The sequence below is a fragment of the Shewanella chilikensis genome (assembly GCF_037953065.1).
Classification (GTDB): domain Bacteria; phylum Pseudomonadota; class Gammaproteobacteria; order Enterobacterales; family Shewanellaceae; genus Shewanella; species Shewanella chilikensis.
On sequence record NZ_CP149966.1, the window covers coordinates 3,875,606 to 3,895,463 of the forward strand.

Genomic DNA, 19,858 nt, shown 5'->3' on the forward strand with positions numbered 1-19,858 from the left:
ACGAGCGCCACATAGGCAACAAAGTCTTGCAACCAAACTACTTGATATCCAGTTGTTAACACAAGTGCAATCGCTCAGGATCCGGAACTGCATCAAGTCTCTGCCATCCGAGTTAGCGGCTTGAAGCGACAAACTCTCTATTGCTATAGTCAGGTCAATGCCTCAAGGACTCAAAGCACATGGATATCCGCTCGCCCCACTCGCCCCTGCCTCAGCAGCAGTGGTTGGGCTTTGACAGCCAACCCTTGGCCCCCTTGTCTCCCCGCTACCGTCAACAATTGCTGTGGCAAAACCTGTTGCTGATGGCGCTGGTCATACTGCTACTAGTGCCTGCTTTACTGCTCAGCGCCAAGCTGAGTGGTCTTGGAGTCATCATCTCGGTCACACTGGCTCTGCTGCTTTTGGGATTCAAGACCTGGCTCAATCTAAAACAAGCCGAAGCCATGGCTTATGGCGTTTGTGAATACGGCATTTTGCTGCGTGAAGGGCTTTGGTGGCAGAGCCATACCGCCATGCCGGCCAGCAGGCTGCAACATGTGAGCCTGTCTCAGGGGCCATTGCAGCGCCATTTCGGACTGACAAGTTTGCGCTGCTACAGTGCCGGCAGTTCGGCGGCCGAGGTGAATCTGCCCGGGCTGGATATTGAAGTCGCCGAAGCGCTGCGCCAACATCTGCTGTCTCTGGCAAGTAAAAATGTTAGTGGCACCTTGATGGAGACGCCGAATTGAGCCAGGTGCAGCAAGCCAATTGGCACTCACTCTCGCCTTGGGCAATCATCAGTTTCAGCCTCTCCAGCCTAAAGCACTTCCTCAGCAACGGCTATGCCCTGGTGCCTATTCTCTATACCGGCTGGCAGCAGGGATTTGACTCCGTCTGGCTGCCACTGGCACTGGCATTGACCCTGATAGTGATTTTTGCCCATGGGCTGTTGAGCTGGCGTAAATTCCGTTATCGCTTGACTCGAGAGCAACTCGAGGTCCACAGCGGCGCCCTGTTCAAACGTAAAGTCGAGCTGCCGATAGACAGAATTCAGAATGTGCGTCTGGAACAGCCTTTTTACTTTAAGCCTTTGCGACTGGGTAACTTGATAGTGGAAACTGCGGGTTCAGCCAAGGATGAAGCCTGCTTGAGCGCAGTCACTCAAGCTCAGGCCGAGTCACTGAGGCGGCAATTGATGAAACGGGCCGACACAGACGAAAGCGCCCCCGCCTCTGCACCACCAAACTCCCGCTTACTGGTGAAGAAGTCCCTGGCAGAGCTGGCACTCTTTGGCCTGTATCAAAATAATTTTGTTTGGTTTGCCGTCATCGCAGGCCCGGTACTCAGCCAGCTCGAAGGCAGTCAACTGATGGAGCTGGGGCTGACACAAGTCTTCGACTGGCATCAGCAGCAGCTCAGTGGCAACCTGCTGCTGGAGCTGGGGTTCCTTGTCGGCCTTCTGCTCCTTGGCTATCTGTTGTTTTCCTTGATCTCAATAGTCGCGGCGCTGCTGAAATATGTCCCCTATCGCCTGACCCAGGAGTCGGAGACCTTACAGCGTAGCGGCGGCCTGCTGTCCCACCAGCAAGACATACTCAAGCAGCACAGAATTCAACTCATCAGTTTGCAGCAGCCGTTGCTGGCCCGCTGGCTGAAACGCTGGACTCTGAGCTTCAAGCAGATAAAAGGCAATGAAGTGGAAGGCGGCAGCAACAATCACATGTTGGTTCCATCGCTCGGTAGAGGCGAAGTGCATCGCCTGCTGAAAAGGCTCAACCAAAGAAGCAGCAAGGCCGACCGTATTCCCAATCGTTGGCACCCCATTCACCCGAGCTGGTTTTACTATAGGGCGCTGTGGTGCTTAACGCCGGCGCCGCTGGCGTGGGCATTTATCGGCTCGGCAGCAGAGACCTGGTTGCTGTTGCTGGTCGGAGTGTTGGCTGTCCTGGCGCTTTATCTACGCTATCGTCAATGGGGTTTTTGGCGGGTTGAAAACGATCTCTGGATCCACAAAGGGCTCCTAGGTCACAGTTGGCAGTTGGTGCCGCTGAGCAAGGTGCAACATCTGCAGTTGATCCAAAGCAGGGGCCAAAAACGCCGAGGCCTCGCGAGCCTCAAACTTGGGCTCGCCAGCGGCGAACTGACACTACCAGCCATCCCGCTGGCCAAGGCGCAGGATATCGCGGCGCAAACCCTTGGGCTTATCGCCCATAATTACAGCAACTGGATTTAATCCTATTCAAATAGAAGGAATTGTCATGCCAGCTCAAATCGCTTCCGAGTACAGGCCACAACGGGTAATCCATTTTTGGTTTGAAGAGATAAGCCCCAAAGCTTGGTGGGACAAGGATCCTGAGTTTGACAACACAATTGATCGCCGTTTCGGCGCCTTGCTAAATGCGGCCCGTCAGGGCGAATTATGGCATTGGCGGCAAACGCCACAAGGGCGCCTGGCGGAAATTTTGCTGCTGGATCAGTTCTCGCGCAACATTCACCGCGATACTCCCGATGCCTTCAGTGCCGATCCCATGGCATTGGCTTTAGCGCAGGAGGCGATCAGCATTGGCGCCGACAAACAGCTGCAAGCCCCTATGCTGGCATTTCTTTATATGCCCTTTATGCACAGCGAGTCGGCGGTTATTCATCAAAAAGCCCTGGAACTGTTCGCCTCGGAACAAACCAGGGACAACTATGACTTTGAGTTGAGGCACAAGGCGATTATTGACAGGTTTGGCCGTTATCCCCATCGCAATGCCATATTGGGACGGCAGTCGACCGCCGAGGAGCAGGCCTTTCTCGAGCAGCCCGGCTCCTCGTTCTAGTACTCATTCAAGCAGTATCGACTTGTTACTTCACCACCAACACGGGGCAGCGAGCCTTGTTGGCCACGGCCTCGGCCACATTGGTGCTGAGAAAATGGGCCAGGCCACTGCGACCATGGCTGGCAATCACTATCATGCCAACATCGGCAGACTCGGCTTCGGCCAGGATCTCATCAACCGCGTCACCGCGGCGAATAACAGTTTCAATCTTCAGTGGGCTTTTCAGCTTGGCCAGCAACTCATGCATCTTCTCGGCCGCAGCCTTCTCCATGGTTTGCGCCAGTTCTTCCGGAGTGATAATCAACAGCTGATAGTTTTCATCACCGAAAGGCTGATCGACCACGTGCAAAATTCGCAGCCCCACATGGTAAAGATTAGCCATTTCAATAGCATATCTCAATGCGCTCGCGGCTGTATCACTGAAATCAGTGGGCCAGAGGATATCTTTGTTACGCATAGCGACCTCCTTGACACGACGGGCATCGACTAATGAGATACCTGCCGAATAATATCAACAAGTTATATTGCAAAACTTTTAAACACCCTATGAATACTTTACTCCATTTAACCGCTACCGTAAGCCTGTTGTCGATTTTTTTTACCCCAGCTTACGCCGAGAATGCTGCCAGTCTGGTAGAAAAAGCCAAGGCGCTGCAACAAGCCGGACAAAGCCAGCAGGCCAAACCGCTCTTTGAACAAGCCGCGGCCCTTGGCAGCAGCGAAGCCCACTTCATGCTGAGCTACAGTTATTCCTTACCTTTGGCCGAAGATATAGCCCATTTAAGCCAGGCGGCAAGGGCGGGTCACCCCAAGGCCTTCTATTACCTGACAGAGCGTCTGTTGACCCGCGGCGGCTCAGCAAACAGTGCCGACCCGCGCAGGCTGGCCGAGGTGTTAAAACAGTATAGAAGTCACCATCCGGACTTTAGCTTCGACTATCAAACCACACTGGATGCCTGCATCTATGCCGGCAAGCCCGACTTCAACCGGCTCAATGCCCTGAGCGCGCCCTTAGCGGAAGGCTATAGCTATCGTTTGTGGCAACAGGCCGAGAATCTCTCCAAACTGCAAGATGGCAACAATTATGATCGCCAGGTGCTGCAGCTCATCTGCTATGGCGCCGAGGTACCGGCCGAGCTGGATATCGCCGTCAAAGACAGGCTCAAAATCGCCTCAAATGCCAAACAGACCACTGAATTTGATCTCTGCAGCGCGATTACCAGCGGCATGGGAATGGGCTTTTGTGCCTCACGGGAAGAGCAGCGACAGGAGCAACAACGCCTCGCCAAACTAGAGCGGATCAACCAAAGTATCAAACAACGCCTGGGGCTAGCGCCGCTTAAATTGCTTGAGGCGGCCAACAGTGCGTTCGAGCTGTGGTTGCAAGCGAAAACCTCAAGGGAGGAAGGCCACGGCGGCAGTGGTCGCAGCGCCTTTATTATCGGCTCCCAGAGCGAGCAGAGACAAAACTATCTGGCACGTTTGGAAATGCTCAGTAACGAAGAGCAAGTGGTGAGCACTTTCCCTGACTTTGCCGGCGCCGACAAAGAGCTCAACCAGGTTTACCGCGCCTTGATGAAAAAACTGCGCCCGGCGGATGACCCCGAACTTTATATGTTTGAAGTGACCCAAGAAGACCTTCGCGCGGTGCAGAGGTTGTGGCTTAAATACCGCGACAGCAATGCGCGCCTATTTGCCGCACTTGAAGGCTCCACCAGTGAGCAGGAATGGCAGGCACTCTTGACTCAAGAGCGTAGCGATCAGCTCAAAAGCCTGTTGGAATGGCAATAAAAAAATGCCCGCGCCTCCTCACAGGCGGCGGGCATTTCATGGCAAGGCAGTCTAGTCTTTCAGCCAGTCGATGGCATCGAGGCGGTCAACAAAGAACTTCATGTCCCCTGGCGTAAACCAGTCGGCCATCTTGGTCATCCATTCCTGCAAACTGGTATTGCCTATAATGGCAATCTTCTCGAAATGGCGTCCATGTTTGATCCCCAACTTGAGATCGTCCCACATGGCTCTGGCTTCCCAACCATCCATCTCGGTAACATCCAGCAAAGCGTAAATATCCGGATCCTTCACACCGGATATCGCCGACTCCAGCATAGGCACCATATATTCATAGTCTTCATGGGTCAGTTTTCCCACGGCTTTCATGGTGACAAAGAAATCGTCATCACCATAACGCTCAATTCCGATTGAAATACCATGCATGTTCAAGCTCATCATCAATTCCTTATGTCAACGATTTCAAAAACAAGGCCCCATCTATTCGATTTCAGTCTAGTTGGCGGCCGTGACGCATTCTGTGATCCATATCAAATATAGCCGGGTTATTGCCAATAGGCGCAGACTGAACTAACATCAGACCGACTAATCAGTCGGTTATTTTAAAGACAGCCTAATGGCTGCCAAAGGAGGCAATATGTCGCTTGTTAACCCAGAGCCGCTCACAGTGGAGAATCAGCAACTGCTGCAAAAATTCACCGTGCAGCGCCAGGCTTTCAGTGCCGCCCCCATGCCAAGCCTTGGCGAGCGCAAGGCCAAGCTCAAGGCATTAAAACAAGCCTTGCTGAAACACCAACAGGCCCTCACAGATGCACTCAGTCGCGACTATGGCCACAGGTCGACCGACGATAGCCTGATCTCCGACATACTGCCGGTCGTTACCCAGATCAACTACAGCCTCAGGCATCTCAAAGGCTGGATGAAACCCAGTCGCCGCCATGCCGGATTATTGCTGGCCCCGGCCAGCGTCAGGGTGGAGTACCAGCCCAAAGGCGTGGTGGGCATCATAGTGCCGTGGAACTTCCCTATCATGTTGTCCTTGAGTCCGCTGGCCACTGTGATTGCCGCCGGTAACCGCGCCATGTTGAAGCTGTCTGAATATACTCCCCACACCAATGCCGCCCTGCGCTCCCTGCTGGCCGAAGTCTTCGATGGCTCCGAGGTCTGTGTGATTGAAGGGGAAGCCGAAATAGCCGCCAGTTTCTCTGCCCTGCCCTTCGATCATCTGCTGTTTACCGGCTCGACTCAGGTAGGGCGCCATGTAATGCGCGCGGCGGCCGATAATCTCACCCCTGTGACTCTTGAGCTGGGAGGCAAGTCCCCTGTGTTAATCGCCCGGGACATGCCCATGGAGACAGCGGTAGAGCGCCTCATCTATGGCAAGTGCCTCAACGCCGGGCAAATTTGTGTCGCCCCCGACTATATTCTCTGCCCCAGTGGCAAAGAGGCCGAGTTTATTAGCGCCTATCGGCGCCGCTTCCAGCAGTTCTACCCCGACTTTGCCAACACCCCGGACTATGGCCAGATAGTCAACGAACGTCAGGCCGCCAGGCTGGTCGCCCTCCTGGAAGATGCCACCGCCAAAGGGGCACAGGTATTTGCCGCCGACCGCGAGCAACCACTCCGCAAATTGCCCAGCGCCGAACAGCGCAAATGGCCCACCTTGCTGCTGACCAAGGTCAGCGACGATATGAAACTGATGCAGGAAGAGATCTTCGGCCCTTTGCTGCCCTTGGTCAGTTATCAAGAGCTGGGGCAGGCGCTCGACTATATCAAGGCGCGCCCCAGACCTTTGGCCCTGTATCTGATGAGTTTCGATAAAGAAGTGCAGCAAAAGGTATTGTCCCAAACCCACTCTGGCGGCGTCTGTATCAATGAAACCGTGTTTCATGTGGCCGCCGACGATGCCCCCTTCGGTGGCATAGGCCCGTCCGGCATGGGTCACTACCACGGCCAGGAAGGGTTTCGCACCTTCAGCCACGCCCGCACTGTGCTGTCCCGGGGGCGACTCAATACCGGCAAACTGGTGCATCCACCCTACGGCAAGGGGATCCAGAAGCTACTGTTGAAGGTGTTTCTCAGATGAAGCGCAGCAGAGAAGCAACCCGGGCAATAAGCGGCAAACAGGACAAGAAGCAGCAGATCCTGGGCAGCGCATTGCAACTGTTTGTCGAGCAAGGTTTCTATGCCACCTCGACCGCCAGCATAGCCCGCCATGCCGGCGTCGCCACGGGCACCCTGTTCCATCACTTTGCCAGTAAAGAAATCCTGATGGACCAGCTATTTCTGGCTATCAAGACAGAGTTTGCCGACGCCATTTCAGCAAGCTTGCCAAAGGCGCCGGCAAGTATCACTGAATTGCCGCTGCGGGCAGAAATGCTCTGGCAGGCCGGGCTGGATTGGGCGCTGGCGCAACCTCTGAAGCTGAGTTTCTTTGTGCAATACGCCATGTCACCCAGTGTTAGTAAAGCGGTCAGGCAGCAGGCAATGCATGGCATTCTCGGCTTTATCGCTGAACTGTTGGAGCAGGGCATCAACCAAGGGGTATTGGCAGACTTACCCAGAGAGCTGTTGCTGGAAACGTGCCACAGCCAGTTCCTGGCGGCGGCGCGCTTTTTCTGCAACCAGCCTCAGAAGGCTACCAGAGAGGCCAGAGACGCCAGCTTTCGCCTGTTCTGGCGCGGTGTGGCAGCCTAGCCCTTCAGAGTCAAAACCCCGGAAACCAGCCTCCGGAAATCGGCCTTCAGAAATGAGCCAGCTGAAATAAATGCCCTGGAGTTAGTCAAACAAAGGGCCCGCAATTGCGGGCCCTTCTTTTTAAAAATCAACAAACTGCGGTTTACCTATCGCTCAAGCTGTTGCTCTCTCGCTCAAGCTGTTTATCCCTGACTCAGGCTGTTGTCGCCCGAAGCCTCGGCGCTCCAGTAACCCATGCGGCTCCCCTTATCGATAAGCTCGGAGACCGCCAGTTCTATCGCCTGCAACACACAAAACTGTACCGGCTCATTGGTGGTAAAACCCACTTCGGCCTCGGCCAGGCGGTTCAAACTGGTGTAACGGAACAGGCCGGCACGCATCTCCTGAGAGAACACCCGCTTGGTGGTATTGACCGACATCAGCACTTTACCTGTGTGTACATCAACCGCCCTGAGATAAATGGTCACCTGATCTTCCCGGTACAGCTCGGAGGCGCCTATACCGTAGTATTCCACGCCGCTGCCGCCGGTTTCCACGTTGGTTTCATAGCTGATGATCCCGCCTTCCAGAAGCAGCCTGGCATTGGTCAGGGTCGGCACTTCATTATTGCGCCCCTGCTGCTTACCTGAGATCTTGCGCTCGGTCAGCAGGTTCTGCAGCCCTTCCCGCTCCACAGGGGTAAACCACCTGGAGTCCAGCAGAGTCTGCACCAACATGGAAGTAGCCCCCTGGGTCACTGCGGTCGAGAAGGAACTGACATTGGCCTGGGGCTTATATTGCCCGGTCTGATCCCGGAAAGAGTAAACCGCAACCGGGATAGGAAAACGCGGCCCGGGACGCGACTGCAGCGCCTTCATGGTTTCACTCAAGGGATTTACCTGGGCCTCATTGATATTCAAATCAGGCTTGGGAACCAGGCTGCAGCCCCCCAGTAGTAACAGTGAAACCAGTGCCAGCCACCTCATGGATTACCTCCATAGATAGGCATCTCTATCACAGTAACTTCGCCGGAAAGCAGGTTGGTAATAGTCAACATCACACCGCTGCCGGTGGAGGCAACTTCGACCCGGTAGTCCCCAGTATCATAAACGCCGTCTGTGATATCACCGTCGGCCACACCGCGGGTGATGGAGTTGATAATGTTACGCTCCAGCGACTCCTTGAAGCGGGTAACAAAATCCTTTTCATTGCCGGCGACCTGATTGTCATTTTGGGCCTGGGCCTTGCTCAGCAGAAACGAACCGTTGAGAGGGTTACCGCCAAAACTGGGGTTGATTGGGGTATAGACCAGTTCGGTGGCCTGCCCCGAAAAAGCCAGCAAGGCGCCGGCTGCGATTAACATCCTGAGTGTCATTGTGCTTGCTTCCTAAATTCCATCCCAATGGGATCCCAATTCCCCTGTCATGGATTGGGCTCTGACCGAGGCGATATAATCTATGGTCAAGAGAATCGCCTGTTCGGCCCGCTCCTTGATGGGACTGGCTCTGCGGCCAAAATGGGTTTGGTAAATACGGGTACCGTTAACCTCCAGTGTCAGCAAGGTGCCGGCCTGAGGGAAAACCGTTTCGTAAAGGGTGACATTGAATCCCTGGGTAAAGGGCAGATCCCGCCAATACCCCGAGTAGTAAAAACCAAAATCCTTGCCAAAGCGGGTCAGGGTTCTGTCTATGACCAAGCCACTGATCTCTATGTCATCCGCCTCGGCTGCGGCCAACGCCGGAGCAGACGCAAGTGTCAGCATCAGTAAGCACAAGATACAGCGCATGGATAACAAGACAGAGTGCGGCATTGTCCCCGAAAATTCCCTTTGTTGCCTGAAAAGGCCATTCCTTTAACAAGAGCATTACATTAACAGCAGCGCCGGAACCGAGTCACCCGCCAGCGACATATTTACCTGAAAAATAGCTATTTCGGCTAAGTCGAGAACCGTTAAAAATCACCCGAAAGTATGACTCACTGTTGCGGTAACCACAGCTGAACCAACAAGCCACCATCCTGACGGTTTTGCAGGCTGAGACGACCGTCGTGAGCCTCGGCAATCTCCCGGCAAAGCGCCAGTCCCAGGCCACTGCCCTGAGGCTTGGTGGAATAGAAGGGTAACAGCGCCTGCGACAACACCTCCGCTGACATGCCACTGCCGCGATCCATCACGCAGATACTGACGCCGGCAACCGGGTCGGCAGCATCGCTGCGCCAACCGGAGCGGCTGGCTATCTGTAGCTCAATCTCCTCAGGCGCCGAGCCGGACTCATGGGCATTTTTGAGCAGATTCAGCAACACCTGTTCCAGTTGCACCTCATCGGCCAGCAAAGTCAGCGTAGGGGTCTTGTGGCAGACAAAGGCGTAATGCTCAGCCAACTCAGGCAGCAAGCGGGCCCATGGAATAACGTGTTTCCTGGGGCTGGGCAGCTTGGCAAAACGGGCATAACCCTCGATAAATTGCCCCAGATGATTGGTGCGATTTTCTATGGTATCGAAGATCAGGCTCAGCTTGGGATCGCGGTTCTCCGTGGTCAAGCGCCGACCCGAGTTGACCATGGAGGCAATAGGCGCCAGCGAGTTATTGAGTTCATGACTGATTACCCGGATCACCTTTTTCCACACCGCCACCTCCTGGCGGTTGAGCTCACGGGTCATCTGCTTGAGCAGCAGCAACTGATGCTGCTGACCATTGAGGTTGAACTGGCCGCGACTCAGGTGCCAGCTCTGGTTTTCGCCTTCCGGCAAGCCGAGATTGAACAGGCCATCGCGCTCACTCTCCAACATTTGACGCATCTCTTCGCTCACCTTGGCTTTGAGCTCAGAGAGGCTGCTTCCTTCCAGGCCTTTCCTGGCATTGAACAGATGTTTGGCGGCGTCGTTGGCATAAATGATATGACCCACGCTATCGCACAGCAGCATGATATTGGGCGAGTTTTGAATGACCTTATCCAGCAGCAATTCCCGCTGATAGATATGCTGCCGCTCCTGCCTGAGCCGGGCCGACGCCTCGTTGAACAGTTGAGCCAGTCTATCCAGCTCATTGATGCCGCTGTCCGGCAACGAGACACTAAAATCTCGATCAATCAGGTTAAGCATGCCGATTTCCAGCCCCGCCAGGCTGTCACCCAGGGTTCGGGTCAACCTAAGCCCTATGCCCAGCGCTGCCAGCAACCCCGCCACCGCCGCCAGCCATAACCATTCAGGCCCCAACCACAACAAACAACCCCACCCGAGCAGCAAACCCAGCAAGGTGCTCAGCAGCATGCCCAGCAGCAGCCTGTGTCTTAGACTGAGTCCTCCTGTCATGCCTGCCTCTTGCCGTCGATACCAAACTTCTCCATCCGCCGATAGAGCGCCTGACGGCTGATGCCAAATGACTTGGCAACCCTGGCGATAACGCCGCCGTGCTCAGCCAGCGCCGCTTCTATTTCCGCCTTACCCGGCTCCTCTGCCCCGGCTGGTTGGCCATGGCTCTCTGGAGCTTGGCCGACACTTGAATCCAAGATAGTTTTCGAGGCGGTTGCCGCTGCCAAACCGAAATCACTGCAGCTCAAGGACTCGCCGCGACTCAGCAAAACCGCGCGTTTACAGGCGTTCTCCAGCTCGCGTACATTGCCGGGCCAGTCGTGGGCCAGCAGTGCCTCTTTGGCACTCTTGTCCAACGTAAGGCTCTTGCTCAGCGCCGAGCTCTTGTTCAAGGCCGCGGCCGCGCCGGCACAAAAGTGTTCCACCAGCGGCAAGATGTCGTCTTTGCGCTGCGCCAATGGCGGCAATGCCAGTTCCACCACATTGAGGCGATAGAAAAGATCCTCGCGAAAACGGCCTTCGATAATGTCCTGGCGCAGATCGGCGTTGGTGGCACTCAGCAGCCTGACCTTGACCTTACGGGTCTGGTGGCTGCCCAGGCGTTCAAACTCGCCGGTCTGCAATACCCGCAGCAGTTTTATCTGCCCGGACAGCGGCAGGTTGCCTATCTCATCCAGAAACAGGGTACCGCCATCGGCCGCTTCGAAACGGCCGATACGGGCCTTGGTGGCGCCGGTAAATGCACCGGCCTCGGCGCCAAACAGTTCGGCTTCCATCAACTCCATCGGCAAGGCGCCGACATTGACCTTGATAAGCGGCTTGTGTTTCAGCGGCGAATTGGCGTGCAGTATGTCCGCCAGCTTATCCTTGCCTGCGCCATTGGGGCCGGTGATCAGCACTGAGACATCCGAGCGTGCCAGTTGCAACGCCAGATCAACACAGCGCTCCATGGCAGCGCTGGCAAATACCAAACCACAGAGATCGGCGCCGTCGAATGCCGCCTGCCGTTGCTGCTCACGCTGCTGCAACTGCTGGTTATCCTGTTGCAGCTTGTAGAGGGAAATCAGGTTGGCGACACTGTTGAGCAACTTGTTGTCATCCCAGGGCTTGGCCAGATAATCGGCGGCCCCGGCCTTCATCAATTCCACTGCCATTTCCAGCTCGGTCCAGGCGGTGAGCAAGATGATTGGCAGTTGCGGCTGACGACTGCGCAAGGCGTGAAACAGTTCCCGCCCTTCCTCCCCCGAGGTGGTGTCGCGGCTGAAATTCATGTCCTGGATCACCAGGCTGACCTCTTCTTGCTCAATAAAGTACAGCGCCTCCTGAGGGCTCTGACAACTGAGCGGCCGGTAACCGGCAATTTCCAACATCAGCGACAACGCCTGACATACGGCCTGATTGTCATCGACAACGAGTACAGTATCCATCATGCCTGCTTGTTACATCCTGTTATATCTATTGTAAAAATTATGAGTAAAACTAACCTAAAGCTGCCGCCAACGCGAGCCAAACTGCATGAGCCATGCCGTCGACTCGAATGGGCGGCAGGCGGTTCAGACGCTGCGGGTCGCCATTGCCGGTGAGATATTCGCCGCCCTGCGGGCAGGCAAGACCACAGCCACTGTCGTCACCAGCAGCATGCCCACCACTGTCAGCAGCGGATAGATGAGGTCGAGCTGTGGCAGGTCATAGTGCTGCATCAGTTGTTGCCCCAACACCACGGCAAGACAAGCCCCCAACAGCCCTCCGGCGATACAGATAAGGTAGTTTTCCGTCAGAAACAGACTCAGGATATCGGCCTTGGTGGCCCCCAAGGCCCGCCGGGTGCCAATCTGTTTGGTGCGGCGCTGAATGTTGAACATCACCATACCGGTCAGACCCAAACTGGTGATCAGCAGCAGCAAAATCACCATCATGGACAGTACGCTGACCATGAGCTCGTGGTCACGATAGGAGCTTTGCTTTACTTCCTGGATGGATTGGAAATCATCGATCACCCGATTGGGGTTTTCCTTCATCAAGGCCTTGAGGATCTGCTCTTTCAACGCCTTGTGATGCTCGCTCGGCGCCCGCACCATGTAGAAATGCCCGGTGTAATCGACGTTCTGGATCAGGCTGTACTCGAGATCTTTGCTGTCCACCCAGGCACCCTGCAGTTTGTCGACCACACCTATCACTGTGACATTCTCGTCCCTGTCGGCCCAGAGGGTCTTGCCCACGGCGGACTCATTCGGCCAAACCTCATCGGCCAGCGCCTTGCTGATGATCACCAGCTTATTGCTGCCGTTAACATCATCATTGATCTCGTTGGCGTAGAAATTACGCCCATCCACCAACTTGACCCCCAAGGTTTCCAGGGTGTGCTCTGTCCCCAGGTACATGGCAAGCTGAGGCGTCGTCTTGGACGTTTCCGGATCCGGCCCCAGATTCAGCGTGGTGGACCAGCCACTGCCACTGAGCGGCAACATATTGGTGGACGTCGCCGTGACGACATTGGGCAGGCGGCGGAGGATCTGCTGGTCGACCTTGTTCTGCAGCTTGGTATCTATATTGGGGTCGAAGTTGTAGACGGTAAAGGCCAGGATCTCCTGCTCGGCAATCCCGGAATCACGCTGCATCATGGTCAAACGTTCATGGATAATAAAGCTGGCATTGGCGACTATGGCCACCGATAAGATGATCTGCATCAGCAGTAGTATCGGGCCGCTCTTGCTGCGCATCAGGCTGCTGAAAACCGGTTTAATATTTAGCATAGTCAATCCCTTACTGGCTCTTGAGGTAAACGCTTGGTTTAGTGCGGCACACAACCCAAGCCGGATAAAGACCCGCCAACATGGCGGTACCTACCGCTATCCCGGGGGTGATAAACCACATACTCAAAGACAGGTGCGTCAGCCCTTCGGCAACCCCGAAGCGCGCCGACAGACTATAGAGTGCTCCCCAGGCCCAGGCGAGGCCGAGAAAACCACCCAGCAGCCCGATCACGCCCACCTCGACCATGTATTGAGAGAAGATCTGCCCGCGGCTGGCCCCAATGGCGCGGCGCACGCCAACCTCGGGGGCTCGCTTAAGGAACTTGGTCAGCATCAACCCCAGAATATTGACCAGGCAAACACTGAGAAACAGTATGCTCAGCCCCACCAGAATCTTATTGTCCTCAGGCACTACGTGATTTTTCTCCAGCCAGGCGTCTACATCGGACAGCTGCGCCGATTCAGAGGGAGACTTGCCATCGGTAAAGCGCCCCAGTTCTTTTTGCTGCTCGACATACTGAGCGAGGAAGTTCTTATAGGCGGCTCTGTCTTCTGCGCTTGGCAGATCGACCCAGTACTCGAGCCAGACTTTCTCTGAAACCAGTCTGTCCTGATAGTTGTCCAGACGCTCGTACTTCCAACCTGAGACATTCCCCCAAACCGGAAACTCTTCATGGGCGGCCAGCGAAAACGGAATATACACTTGCTCGGCACTGGCAAAGGCGCCGCTGGTAGGATCGTAATACTTGGGCTGAGGGTTCCAGTCAGCTATCACGCCCACCACCTGAAAGGGTTTGCGGTTGAGATAGACCGTCTTGCCGACGCTGTTCTCGCCGCCAAACAGCTTCTGGTTCAGCTTTCTGCCGATAACCACTTGATAGGCCGCTTGCTCATCCACTGATTTGTCCCAAACATTGCCATAGAGAAAAGGCACTTCGAACAGCGAGAAGAAGCCGCGGTCTGTCACCCTGACGCCCTGCAACATGGGCAGAACTTCAGGGTCATCCGTTTGCACCGCCATACCACTGCGGAACATGGCGGCCTGCGATTTGGGGAGCTCCCCCTTGCGCAGATTCATGGCATCCTGAAAAGTGATCAGCGAGTTAAACTCATCCCAGGAATCGGGTCCCTGGCTCCACAGCTGCACTGTGTTGAGTTGCTCGGCGCGATCCCCGGCCGGATTGAAGGACATCATGCTGTACACGTTCAGCGTGGTGATGGTGATCCCTATCCCCACTGAGATGGCCAACACCATCAACAGCGACAATATCGGCGTCTTTTTGATGCTGCGCCAGGCCAGGTCAACATAGTAAATAAACATGCTCGCGCTCCTTAGCTGGCCACTTGTTCGGCCACATCCAGCTGCGGCGCCTGTTCGGTTTGATAACGGCTGAAATCACACACCTGGCCATCCACTATCTGGATATTGCGCTGGGCGCGGCGGGCCAGCTCCGGGTCATGGGTTACCATAATGATGGTCGTGCCGGCCTTGTTGATCTCCTCCAGCAGTTCCATCACCTGGCGGGCCATCAGGCTGTCCAAGTTACCCGTAGGTTCGTCGGCGAGCAGGAATCTCGGCTCCCCGGCCAAGGCGCGGGCGATGGCCACCCGCTGCTGCTGACCACCCGAGAGTTGTGAGGGCAGATGCTTCATCCTCGCCCCCAGGCCCACCTGCTCCAGCGCCTGCTTCACCCGCTTCTGGCGCTCCTTGGCGCCAAAGCCGCGATAACGCAGTGGTACTTCAACATTCTCTGCCAGATTCAAGTCGGGGATAAGGTTAAAACCCTGAAAGATAAAGCCAATTTTCTCATTGCGAATGGCCGCAGCCTTGTTGTCATTCAGGTTGGAGATATTGACATCATCGAGAAAATACTCGCCATGGGTAAAGCCTTCGAGCAGACCGGCGATATTGAGAAAGGTGGTTTTACCCGAGCCCGACGGTCCGGTCACGGCAACAAACTCCCCCTCCTGCACCGACAGATTGAAATCCCGTAACGCATGGGTTTCCACTAAATCCGTTTTGAACACCTTGTTGATATTTTTCATGGTTAACATGGTTTTAGTTCCTTATTTTTTGCGTTATTCGGTGGGTTATTTTAGTTTCGTCAGGGCAGACAGGCATTGCCCAAGCCACTGGCCCGGCACCATCGCGGTATGGCTGACATCGGCAACTTGCCCCGGCTCGGCCGACACAGAGTTGACTGTAGTGGCTTCGATAAGATTGAGTCCCAGCAGAAACCAGTCCGAGGTATCTCGGGTATAGATCAGAGTCGCCACCAGCAACAGCAGCAGAGCCAGGGCCGCCACCAGACGTTCGGTGTTGAAGTTTTCGGTTTTCATTCTTCTCTCCTCAGCGAACCAGCACTTGCTCGGCGTCATTGAACAGATCGATATTGGAAATCACCCATTGGTCTCCCACCTCGCCGCCTTCCAGCACCTCGATATGGCTCATGCTGCGGGCGCCGAGTTTGATCTCGGTGCGCTCGGCTATATCCCCCTGGAGACGGTACACCAGGCGGCCACCGCCACTGTTCACGAAGGCGCCGCGCTTGACCATCAGCACATCGGCACGGTTTTCCAACAAGACCCTGGCCGACAGGCGCTGATTTTGCCTGAGGTGCAAAGCGGTATCCTGCTGGAACCGGACCCGGGTAGAGACTTCGCGGTTACGTACTTCGGGGGAGATGGAGGCCAACTTGCCCATCACCATCACGCCGCCGAAGTTGAGTTCCACATCCATCCCCAGCCCCAGTTCATCGGCGTAGGTTTCCGGCACTGCCAACTCGGCCTCGAAGGCACTCAAGTCCACTACGGTCAGGATCGGCTGGCTCTGGGCGATACGGGCTTTTTGTTCCGTCAGCCAGTTACCTATGATGCCGCCAACAGGGGCTGTGATGTTCAATGCTGCCACCTGACGTTCCAACTCGGCGACCACCAGTGCCTGACGATTGACCTCGGCCGCCTTGTTTTGCAGCTCAAAGGTCAGGGTGTCTTTCATCAGTGCGGCTTCCTGCTGGGCATGGGCATACTGCAGCTTGGCCTTGTGCAGCTCATCCTTGCTCTTCTCGTAATCTATCTTGGAGATCAGGCTGGTTTCGATCAGTTGATCGCCGCGGCGGCTCTCCCTGTCTGCGGCCTCCAGATCCACCTTGGCCATATCCAGAGTCTGATTCGCCTTGAGTTGATTACGTCGGGCGTCCAACTTGGCCCGTTCCAGGGCACTCTTCATCCCATCGAGCAGGGCTTGCTGCTGCTTGAGGCTGTTGGTCAGGCTGTGGCTTTCTATGGTCGCGACCACCTGGCCCTGCTCGACCCTGTCCCCCGGATTGGCTATCAGAGTCACAGTGCCGCCTTCAGGGCTGTAGAGGATTGGCGCGTTGGCGGCGACTATTTTGCCTGTAGTGGCGATATCCCGGGTCAGAGTGCCGCGCTCCAGAGTGGCGAAGCGCAGCTCACTGCGATCTATGGATTCACTGACACCGCTGCCACTGACACTGGCCCACACCAGGCCCGACAGCAACAATACTGCCGCGCCCAGGGTAGCTGGCCACTTGAGGCGACGCGCTAAACTCGGCGCCACTTGCTTGTCTTGTCCGCTGGTATCCTTAATCATCCCGTTTGTTCCTCAATTGAGCTTGTGACCATCTTGTTGCAACTAGGTTTACAAAGCTTGTGCCAAGTTTAGATAGTCATAGTTATCAATTGGTTGGAAAGCAGTGGAGATTTTATTTGTGTCCGCGGACAAGCGGATACTGTCCGCTTTTTGCAAAAGTGTCCGCCAGGCGGACACTTGGGGAAATCCGACTTCGACAGGCCCCGGCATGCCTTCAGTCAGATGCCTTGAATGCCAATTGCTGTGTAAGCCACTCTCTACAAAATAGAGTGGCGCGAGGACTTATTCGCACCTTCCTTGGGATTTAATAACAGATGAATAAATAGAGGCCGGGCTTAAAACGCCTGCAGCAGGATGACCAGACTGGCGCCGAAGCCGGGATGATGATTGTCATAGCCGCTGCCCTTCGCGGGCCTTGTCGAGCACCTTGCAGATGGCCTCAACACCTTCCAGCGCCCTTGGGGTCGCCCGGTGCAGGAGATCGGCGTTAAGTGTGTAGATTTGTTCCATTTTCACTGCAGGGATCTCCTGCCATTGGCTCCAGTCCAACCGCTTGCCATCGCCCTTTTCATCCGTCTTGATGATCACCTCGGGTTGACTGAGAAGCACATTTTCCATACTTACCTGAGGATAGGGTGAACTGCTGTCCTTGAAGACATTGTTGCCATGGCAGACTTCCAACAACTGCTGGATCCAGCTGTCTTGGGCCACTGTCATCAAAGGCTCGGACCAGAGTTGATAGAACACCTTGATCTCCGGCTTGGCGGCATTGTCCCGGCGCAAATTTGCCAATTGCTGCCGGTAGTCGGCAGCCACATCCCCGGCCTGCTGTCTGTGGCCGGTGAGGCGCCCTAGCTGTTCCAGCTCTTCGGCAATGCCTTCCAGGGTCTTGGGGTCACTGCCGTAAATGCGATACCCAAGCTTGGTCAACTGTTCGATATCTTCGCTGCGGTTGCCCGTATCCCAGACCACCACCAGATCCGGATTCAGCTCTATCACTCTTTCTATCTGTATGCCGTAGTAGCCGCCTATGCGGGGAATGGCCTTGGCGGCCTCGGGGAAATCGGCATAGTCTGTGGTGGCTACTATCTGCTCCCCCGCGCCAATGGCAAACAGCATCTCCACCGCATGGGGAGAGAGCGCCACTATACGCATGGCCGGCCTGGCGCTAACGCTTTTATTGACCGCTTTGTCGGGCGACTTGGCCTGGGCAGCAGGGCTCAGAGCCAAACTGCAAAGCAGGCAGAGTATCAGTCGGTTCACCTGGTTTCCTTGGTTATTCACAAAATTGCTTCAAGCATACCTCAAGCAAGTTGTGAGTAAAACGCGCGCCCCAGGTTCTGCGACCGCAAAAAGCGCACCATTTGACCAATAAAAAGTCAGCCAATGTTCAGTTTTGAGACGGCGCAAGTAAAACTTGTTAAACATTGACATCACAGGTTGACCGAGAGTAAATAATTAATTTTAATACCCTGTTTTTATATATAGTTACAGAGCACCAAGGAATACAAGTGCGCCTCTTTTTCATCCTGATATTTTGCTGTTTCGGCCTGCTTGGCGGCTGTAAAAGCACCCCCTCCGCCCCCGAACCTCAGCCCGTGGATCCGCAAAAACTGGCGCTGGAACAAGCCTTCAACGCTCGAGGCTTTACTCTGTCAGCACTGGATAACATCAATTATCTGGGTGCCAGGCAGTGCAGCAACCTGGAGCTCCAGGCCCACAGAGGCTCGATACGTTTTCCGGAAAACTCGCTGGAAGCCGTCATAGATGCCCTGGATAACCAGTTTGATGTGATTGAAATCGACGTGCGCCTGACCCGGGATGATGTCTGGGTCATTCATCACGATGGCCGCACCGGACGCGAAACCGGCACCATAGACAATAAGCGCCGCAAGATAGAGTCGATTCGCTATGAGAAAGAGTGGGGCTATCTGCGCCAACGGGACATGCAAACCGGCGCCCTCACAGATACAGTACCGCCCAACTTTCGCCAACTGGCGCAGGTGTTCAGCCGCTATGCCCATAGCGGACAGAAGCTGAATATTGAGATCAAGAGTCGCGCCGGCAGCCGGGATCTGGAGATGCTCGACTATCTGGCCTTCAGTATCATAGGCCAGGGGCGCTACTTCTACAGCAGTCTGGAGCTGGAAAACCTCAAAAAAATGAGGAAGATAAACGACGCTGTTTTCCTGTCCTTTATCCAGAGCCCCGCCAAGGCCTCGATGAACAAACTGGCGGCCGATATGAAACGCGGCGCAGGTCAAGACCCCATCTTTTTGCGCAATCAATCCATGCTCGAGGACATTCAGGGTTACGCCAACCGCCGCTACCGGGAAAAGCGCTACGATTCTGCGGCCGGACTCAATAAGCTGAAAAAGGCGCTCAAGTCCAACTTCGGTATCGCCCTGGACATACGCCACTATCGGCGAAACGCCCAAGGCTTCAAGTCATTGGCCCATAACCGCGGCATTCCTGTGGCCAGCTATACCATCAATGGTCATGATTACCACGAACAGAGCCTGCTGGGACTCAAGCGCAGTCAACTGCCCGACTCTGTGATTATCGACGACAGTCTCTATGGCTTTTGCAGCCGCTTCGCCCTGCCGCCCATGCTGCCTTATCAAGGCAGCACTGAGCTGACCCGCAAGCTGGCCACGCTGCCCAAGGATCTGGATCTCTCCAAGCTCTCTTTGCTGGAAACCTACTGGCCCAACGGCCTGTATCCGGCGGTGGATGGCAAACTGAAGTCCTTCAAGACAGGCGCTGTGGCCAATAAAGGCAAGGCGTCCGAGTCTGGCGGCGGCTTTGTTCCTGTGATCATGAAAACCCAGGCCGGCCCCAGAGAAAACCAGACCCAAGTAGACCTCACCGCAGATGACGCAGTGAAAATAGAGCTGCGCCGCAGCGAGCAGCAGTGA

20 protein-coding genes are annotated in these 19,858 nt (G+C 55.3%); 7 read left to right on the plus strand and 13 right to left on the minus strand.

What is annotated here, in order from left to right; translation table 11 throughout:
- Positions 1-179: 179 nt before the first annotated feature.
- The 3 genes from WKR14_RS17530 to WKR14_RS17540 are packed head-to-tail and all read left to right on the plus strand — an operon-like array spanning position 180 to position 2,801.
- Positions 180-728 (plus strand): PH domain-containing protein, encoded by a 549-nt coding sequence (locus tag WKR14_RS17530; protein WP_165565644.1) that lies wholly within the window; start codon positions 180-182, stop codon positions 726-728.
- Positions 729-733: 5 nt separating this feature from the next.
- Complete coding sequence (locus tag WKR14_RS17535) at positions 734-2,212, plus strand: PH domain-containing protein (protein WP_339087763.1); 1,479 nt, start codon at positions 734-736, stop codon at positions 2,210-2,212.
- Between the two features lie 25 nt (positions 2,213-2,237).
- On the plus strand, positions 2,238-2,801 hold the full coding sequence (locus WKR14_RS17540) for a DUF924 family protein (protein ID WP_101095318.1): 564 nt from the start codon (positions 2,238-2,240) through the stop codon (positions 2,799-2,801).
- A 25-nt stretch (positions 2,802-2,826) separates the two neighbouring features.
- Here the strand turns inward: WKR14_RS17540 and WKR14_RS17545 are convergent, their stop codons facing one another.
- Positions 2,827-3,258, minus strand: a complete 432-nt coding sequence (locus tag WKR14_RS17545; RefSeq protein ID WP_101057589.1) for a universal stress protein — start codon at positions 3,256-3,258, stop codon at positions 2,827-2,829.
- 89 nt (positions 3,259-3,347) lie between these two features.
- Between WKR14_RS17545 and WKR14_RS17550 the strand changes: the two genes are divergently transcribed.
- Positions 3,348-4,592 (plus strand): lysozyme inhibitor LprI family protein, encoded by a 1,245-nt coding sequence (locus WKR14_RS17550; protein WP_339087057.1) that lies wholly within the window; start codon positions 3,348-3,350, stop codon positions 4,590-4,592.
- A 51-nt stretch (positions 4,593-4,643) separates the two neighbouring features.
- On the opposite strand, the gene WKR14_RS17555 is transcribed toward WKR14_RS17550, so the two are convergent.
- Complete coding sequence (locus WKR14_RS17555) at positions 4,644-5,027, minus strand: STAS/SEC14 domain-containing protein (RefSeq protein WP_101057592.1); 384 nt, start codon at positions 5,025-5,027, stop codon at positions 4,644-4,646.
- A gap of 199 nt (positions 5,028-5,226) precedes the next feature.
- On the opposite strand from WKR14_RS17555, the gene WKR14_RS17560 reads away from it, so the two are divergent.
- Together WKR14_RS17560 and WKR14_RS17565 are read left to right on the plus strand one after the other, a co-directional pair.
- Positions 5,227-6,675 (plus strand): coniferyl aldehyde dehydrogenase, encoded by a 1,449-nt coding sequence (locus tag WKR14_RS17560; protein ID WP_226564982.1) that lies wholly within the window; start codon positions 5,227-5,229, stop codon positions 6,673-6,675.
- A complete protein-coding gene (locus tag WKR14_RS17565) occupies positions 6,672-7,286 on the plus strand; it encodes a TetR/AcrR family transcriptional regulator (protein WP_234555501.1) in 615 nt (204 codons plus the stop codon). The genes WKR14_RS17560 and WKR14_RS17565 overlap by 4 nt, the downstream gene beginning before the upstream one ends.
- Before the next feature lie 182 nt (positions 7,287-7,468).
- Here WKR14_RS17565 and WKR14_RS17570 read toward each other — a convergent pair whose 3' ends face one another.
- From WKR14_RS17570 to WKR14_RS17620, 11 genes are all read right to left on the minus strand, one after another.
- Positions 7,469-8,251, minus strand: a complete 783-nt coding sequence (locus tag WKR14_RS17570) for a CsgG/HfaB family protein (RefSeq protein ID WP_101057597.1) — start codon at positions 8,249-8,251, stop codon at positions 7,469-7,471.
- Complete coding sequence (locus WKR14_RS17575; RefSeq protein WP_101057599.1) at positions 8,248-8,640, minus strand: curli assembly protein CsgF; 393 nt, start codon at positions 8,638-8,640, stop codon at positions 8,248-8,250. The genes WKR14_RS17570 and WKR14_RS17575 overlap by 4 nt, the downstream gene beginning before the upstream one ends.
- Positions 8,641-8,652: 12 nt before the next feature.
- Positions 8,653-9,075, minus strand: a complete 423-nt coding sequence (locus WKR14_RS17580; protein WP_373296775.1) for a curli production assembly/transport protein CsgE — start codon at positions 9,073-9,075, stop codon at positions 8,653-8,655.
- 164 nt (positions 9,076-9,239) lie between these two features.
- Complete coding sequence (locus WKR14_RS17585; RefSeq protein WP_339087058.1) at positions 9,240-10,574, minus strand: sensor histidine kinase; 1,335 nt, start codon at positions 10,572-10,574, stop codon at positions 9,240-9,242.
- The gene (locus WKR14_RS17590) at positions 10,571-12,001 is read right to left on the minus strand and encodes a sigma-54-dependent transcriptional regulator (protein WP_101057602.1); all 1,431 of its coding nucleotides are present in this window, start codon (positions 11,999-12,001) and stop codon (positions 10,571-10,573) included. Before WKR14_RS17590 ends, WKR14_RS17585 begins: the two co-directional genes overlap by 4 nt.
- A gap of 126 nt (positions 12,002-12,127) precedes the next feature.
- Positions 12,128-13,327, minus strand: coding sequence for an ABC transporter permease (locus WKR14_RS17595; protein WP_339087059.1), 1,200 nt, complete (start codon positions 13,325-13,327; stop codon positions 12,128-12,130).
- A 10-nt stretch (positions 13,328-13,337) separates the two neighbouring features.
- Positions 13,338-14,648, minus strand: coding sequence for an ABC transporter permease (locus WKR14_RS17600; RefSeq protein WP_101057604.1), 1,311 nt, complete (start codon positions 14,646-14,648; stop codon positions 13,338-13,340).
- 11 nt (positions 14,649-14,659) lie between these two features.
- On the minus strand, positions 14,660-15,382 hold the full coding sequence (locus tag WKR14_RS17605; RefSeq protein WP_039034123.1) for an ABC transporter ATP-binding protein: 723 nt from the start codon (positions 15,380-15,382) through the stop codon (positions 14,660-14,662).
- A 36-nt stretch (positions 15,383-15,418) separates the two neighbouring features.
- On the minus strand, positions 15,419-15,667 hold the full coding sequence (locus tag WKR14_RS17610) for a hypothetical protein (RefSeq protein ID WP_101057606.1): 249 nt from the start codon (positions 15,665-15,667) through the stop codon (positions 15,419-15,421).
- Positions 15,668-15,677: 10 nt separating this feature from the next.
- A complete protein-coding gene (locus WKR14_RS17615; protein WP_025008866.1) occupies positions 15,678-16,940 on the minus strand; it encodes an efflux RND transporter periplasmic adaptor subunit in 1,263 nt (420 codons plus the stop codon).
- Positions 16,941-17,330: 390 nt separating this feature from the next.
- Positions 17,331-18,095, minus strand: coding sequence for a cobalamin-binding protein (locus WKR14_RS17620; protein ID WP_339087764.1), 765 nt, complete (start codon positions 18,093-18,095; stop codon positions 17,331-17,333).
- Between the two features lie 356 nt (positions 18,096-18,451).
- Here WKR14_RS17620 and WKR14_RS17625 point away from each other — a divergent pair, with 356 nt between their 5' ends.
- A complete protein-coding gene (locus WKR14_RS17625) occupies positions 18,452-19,858 on the plus strand; it encodes a glycerophosphodiester phosphodiesterase (protein WP_339087060.1) in 1,407 nt (468 codons plus the stop codon).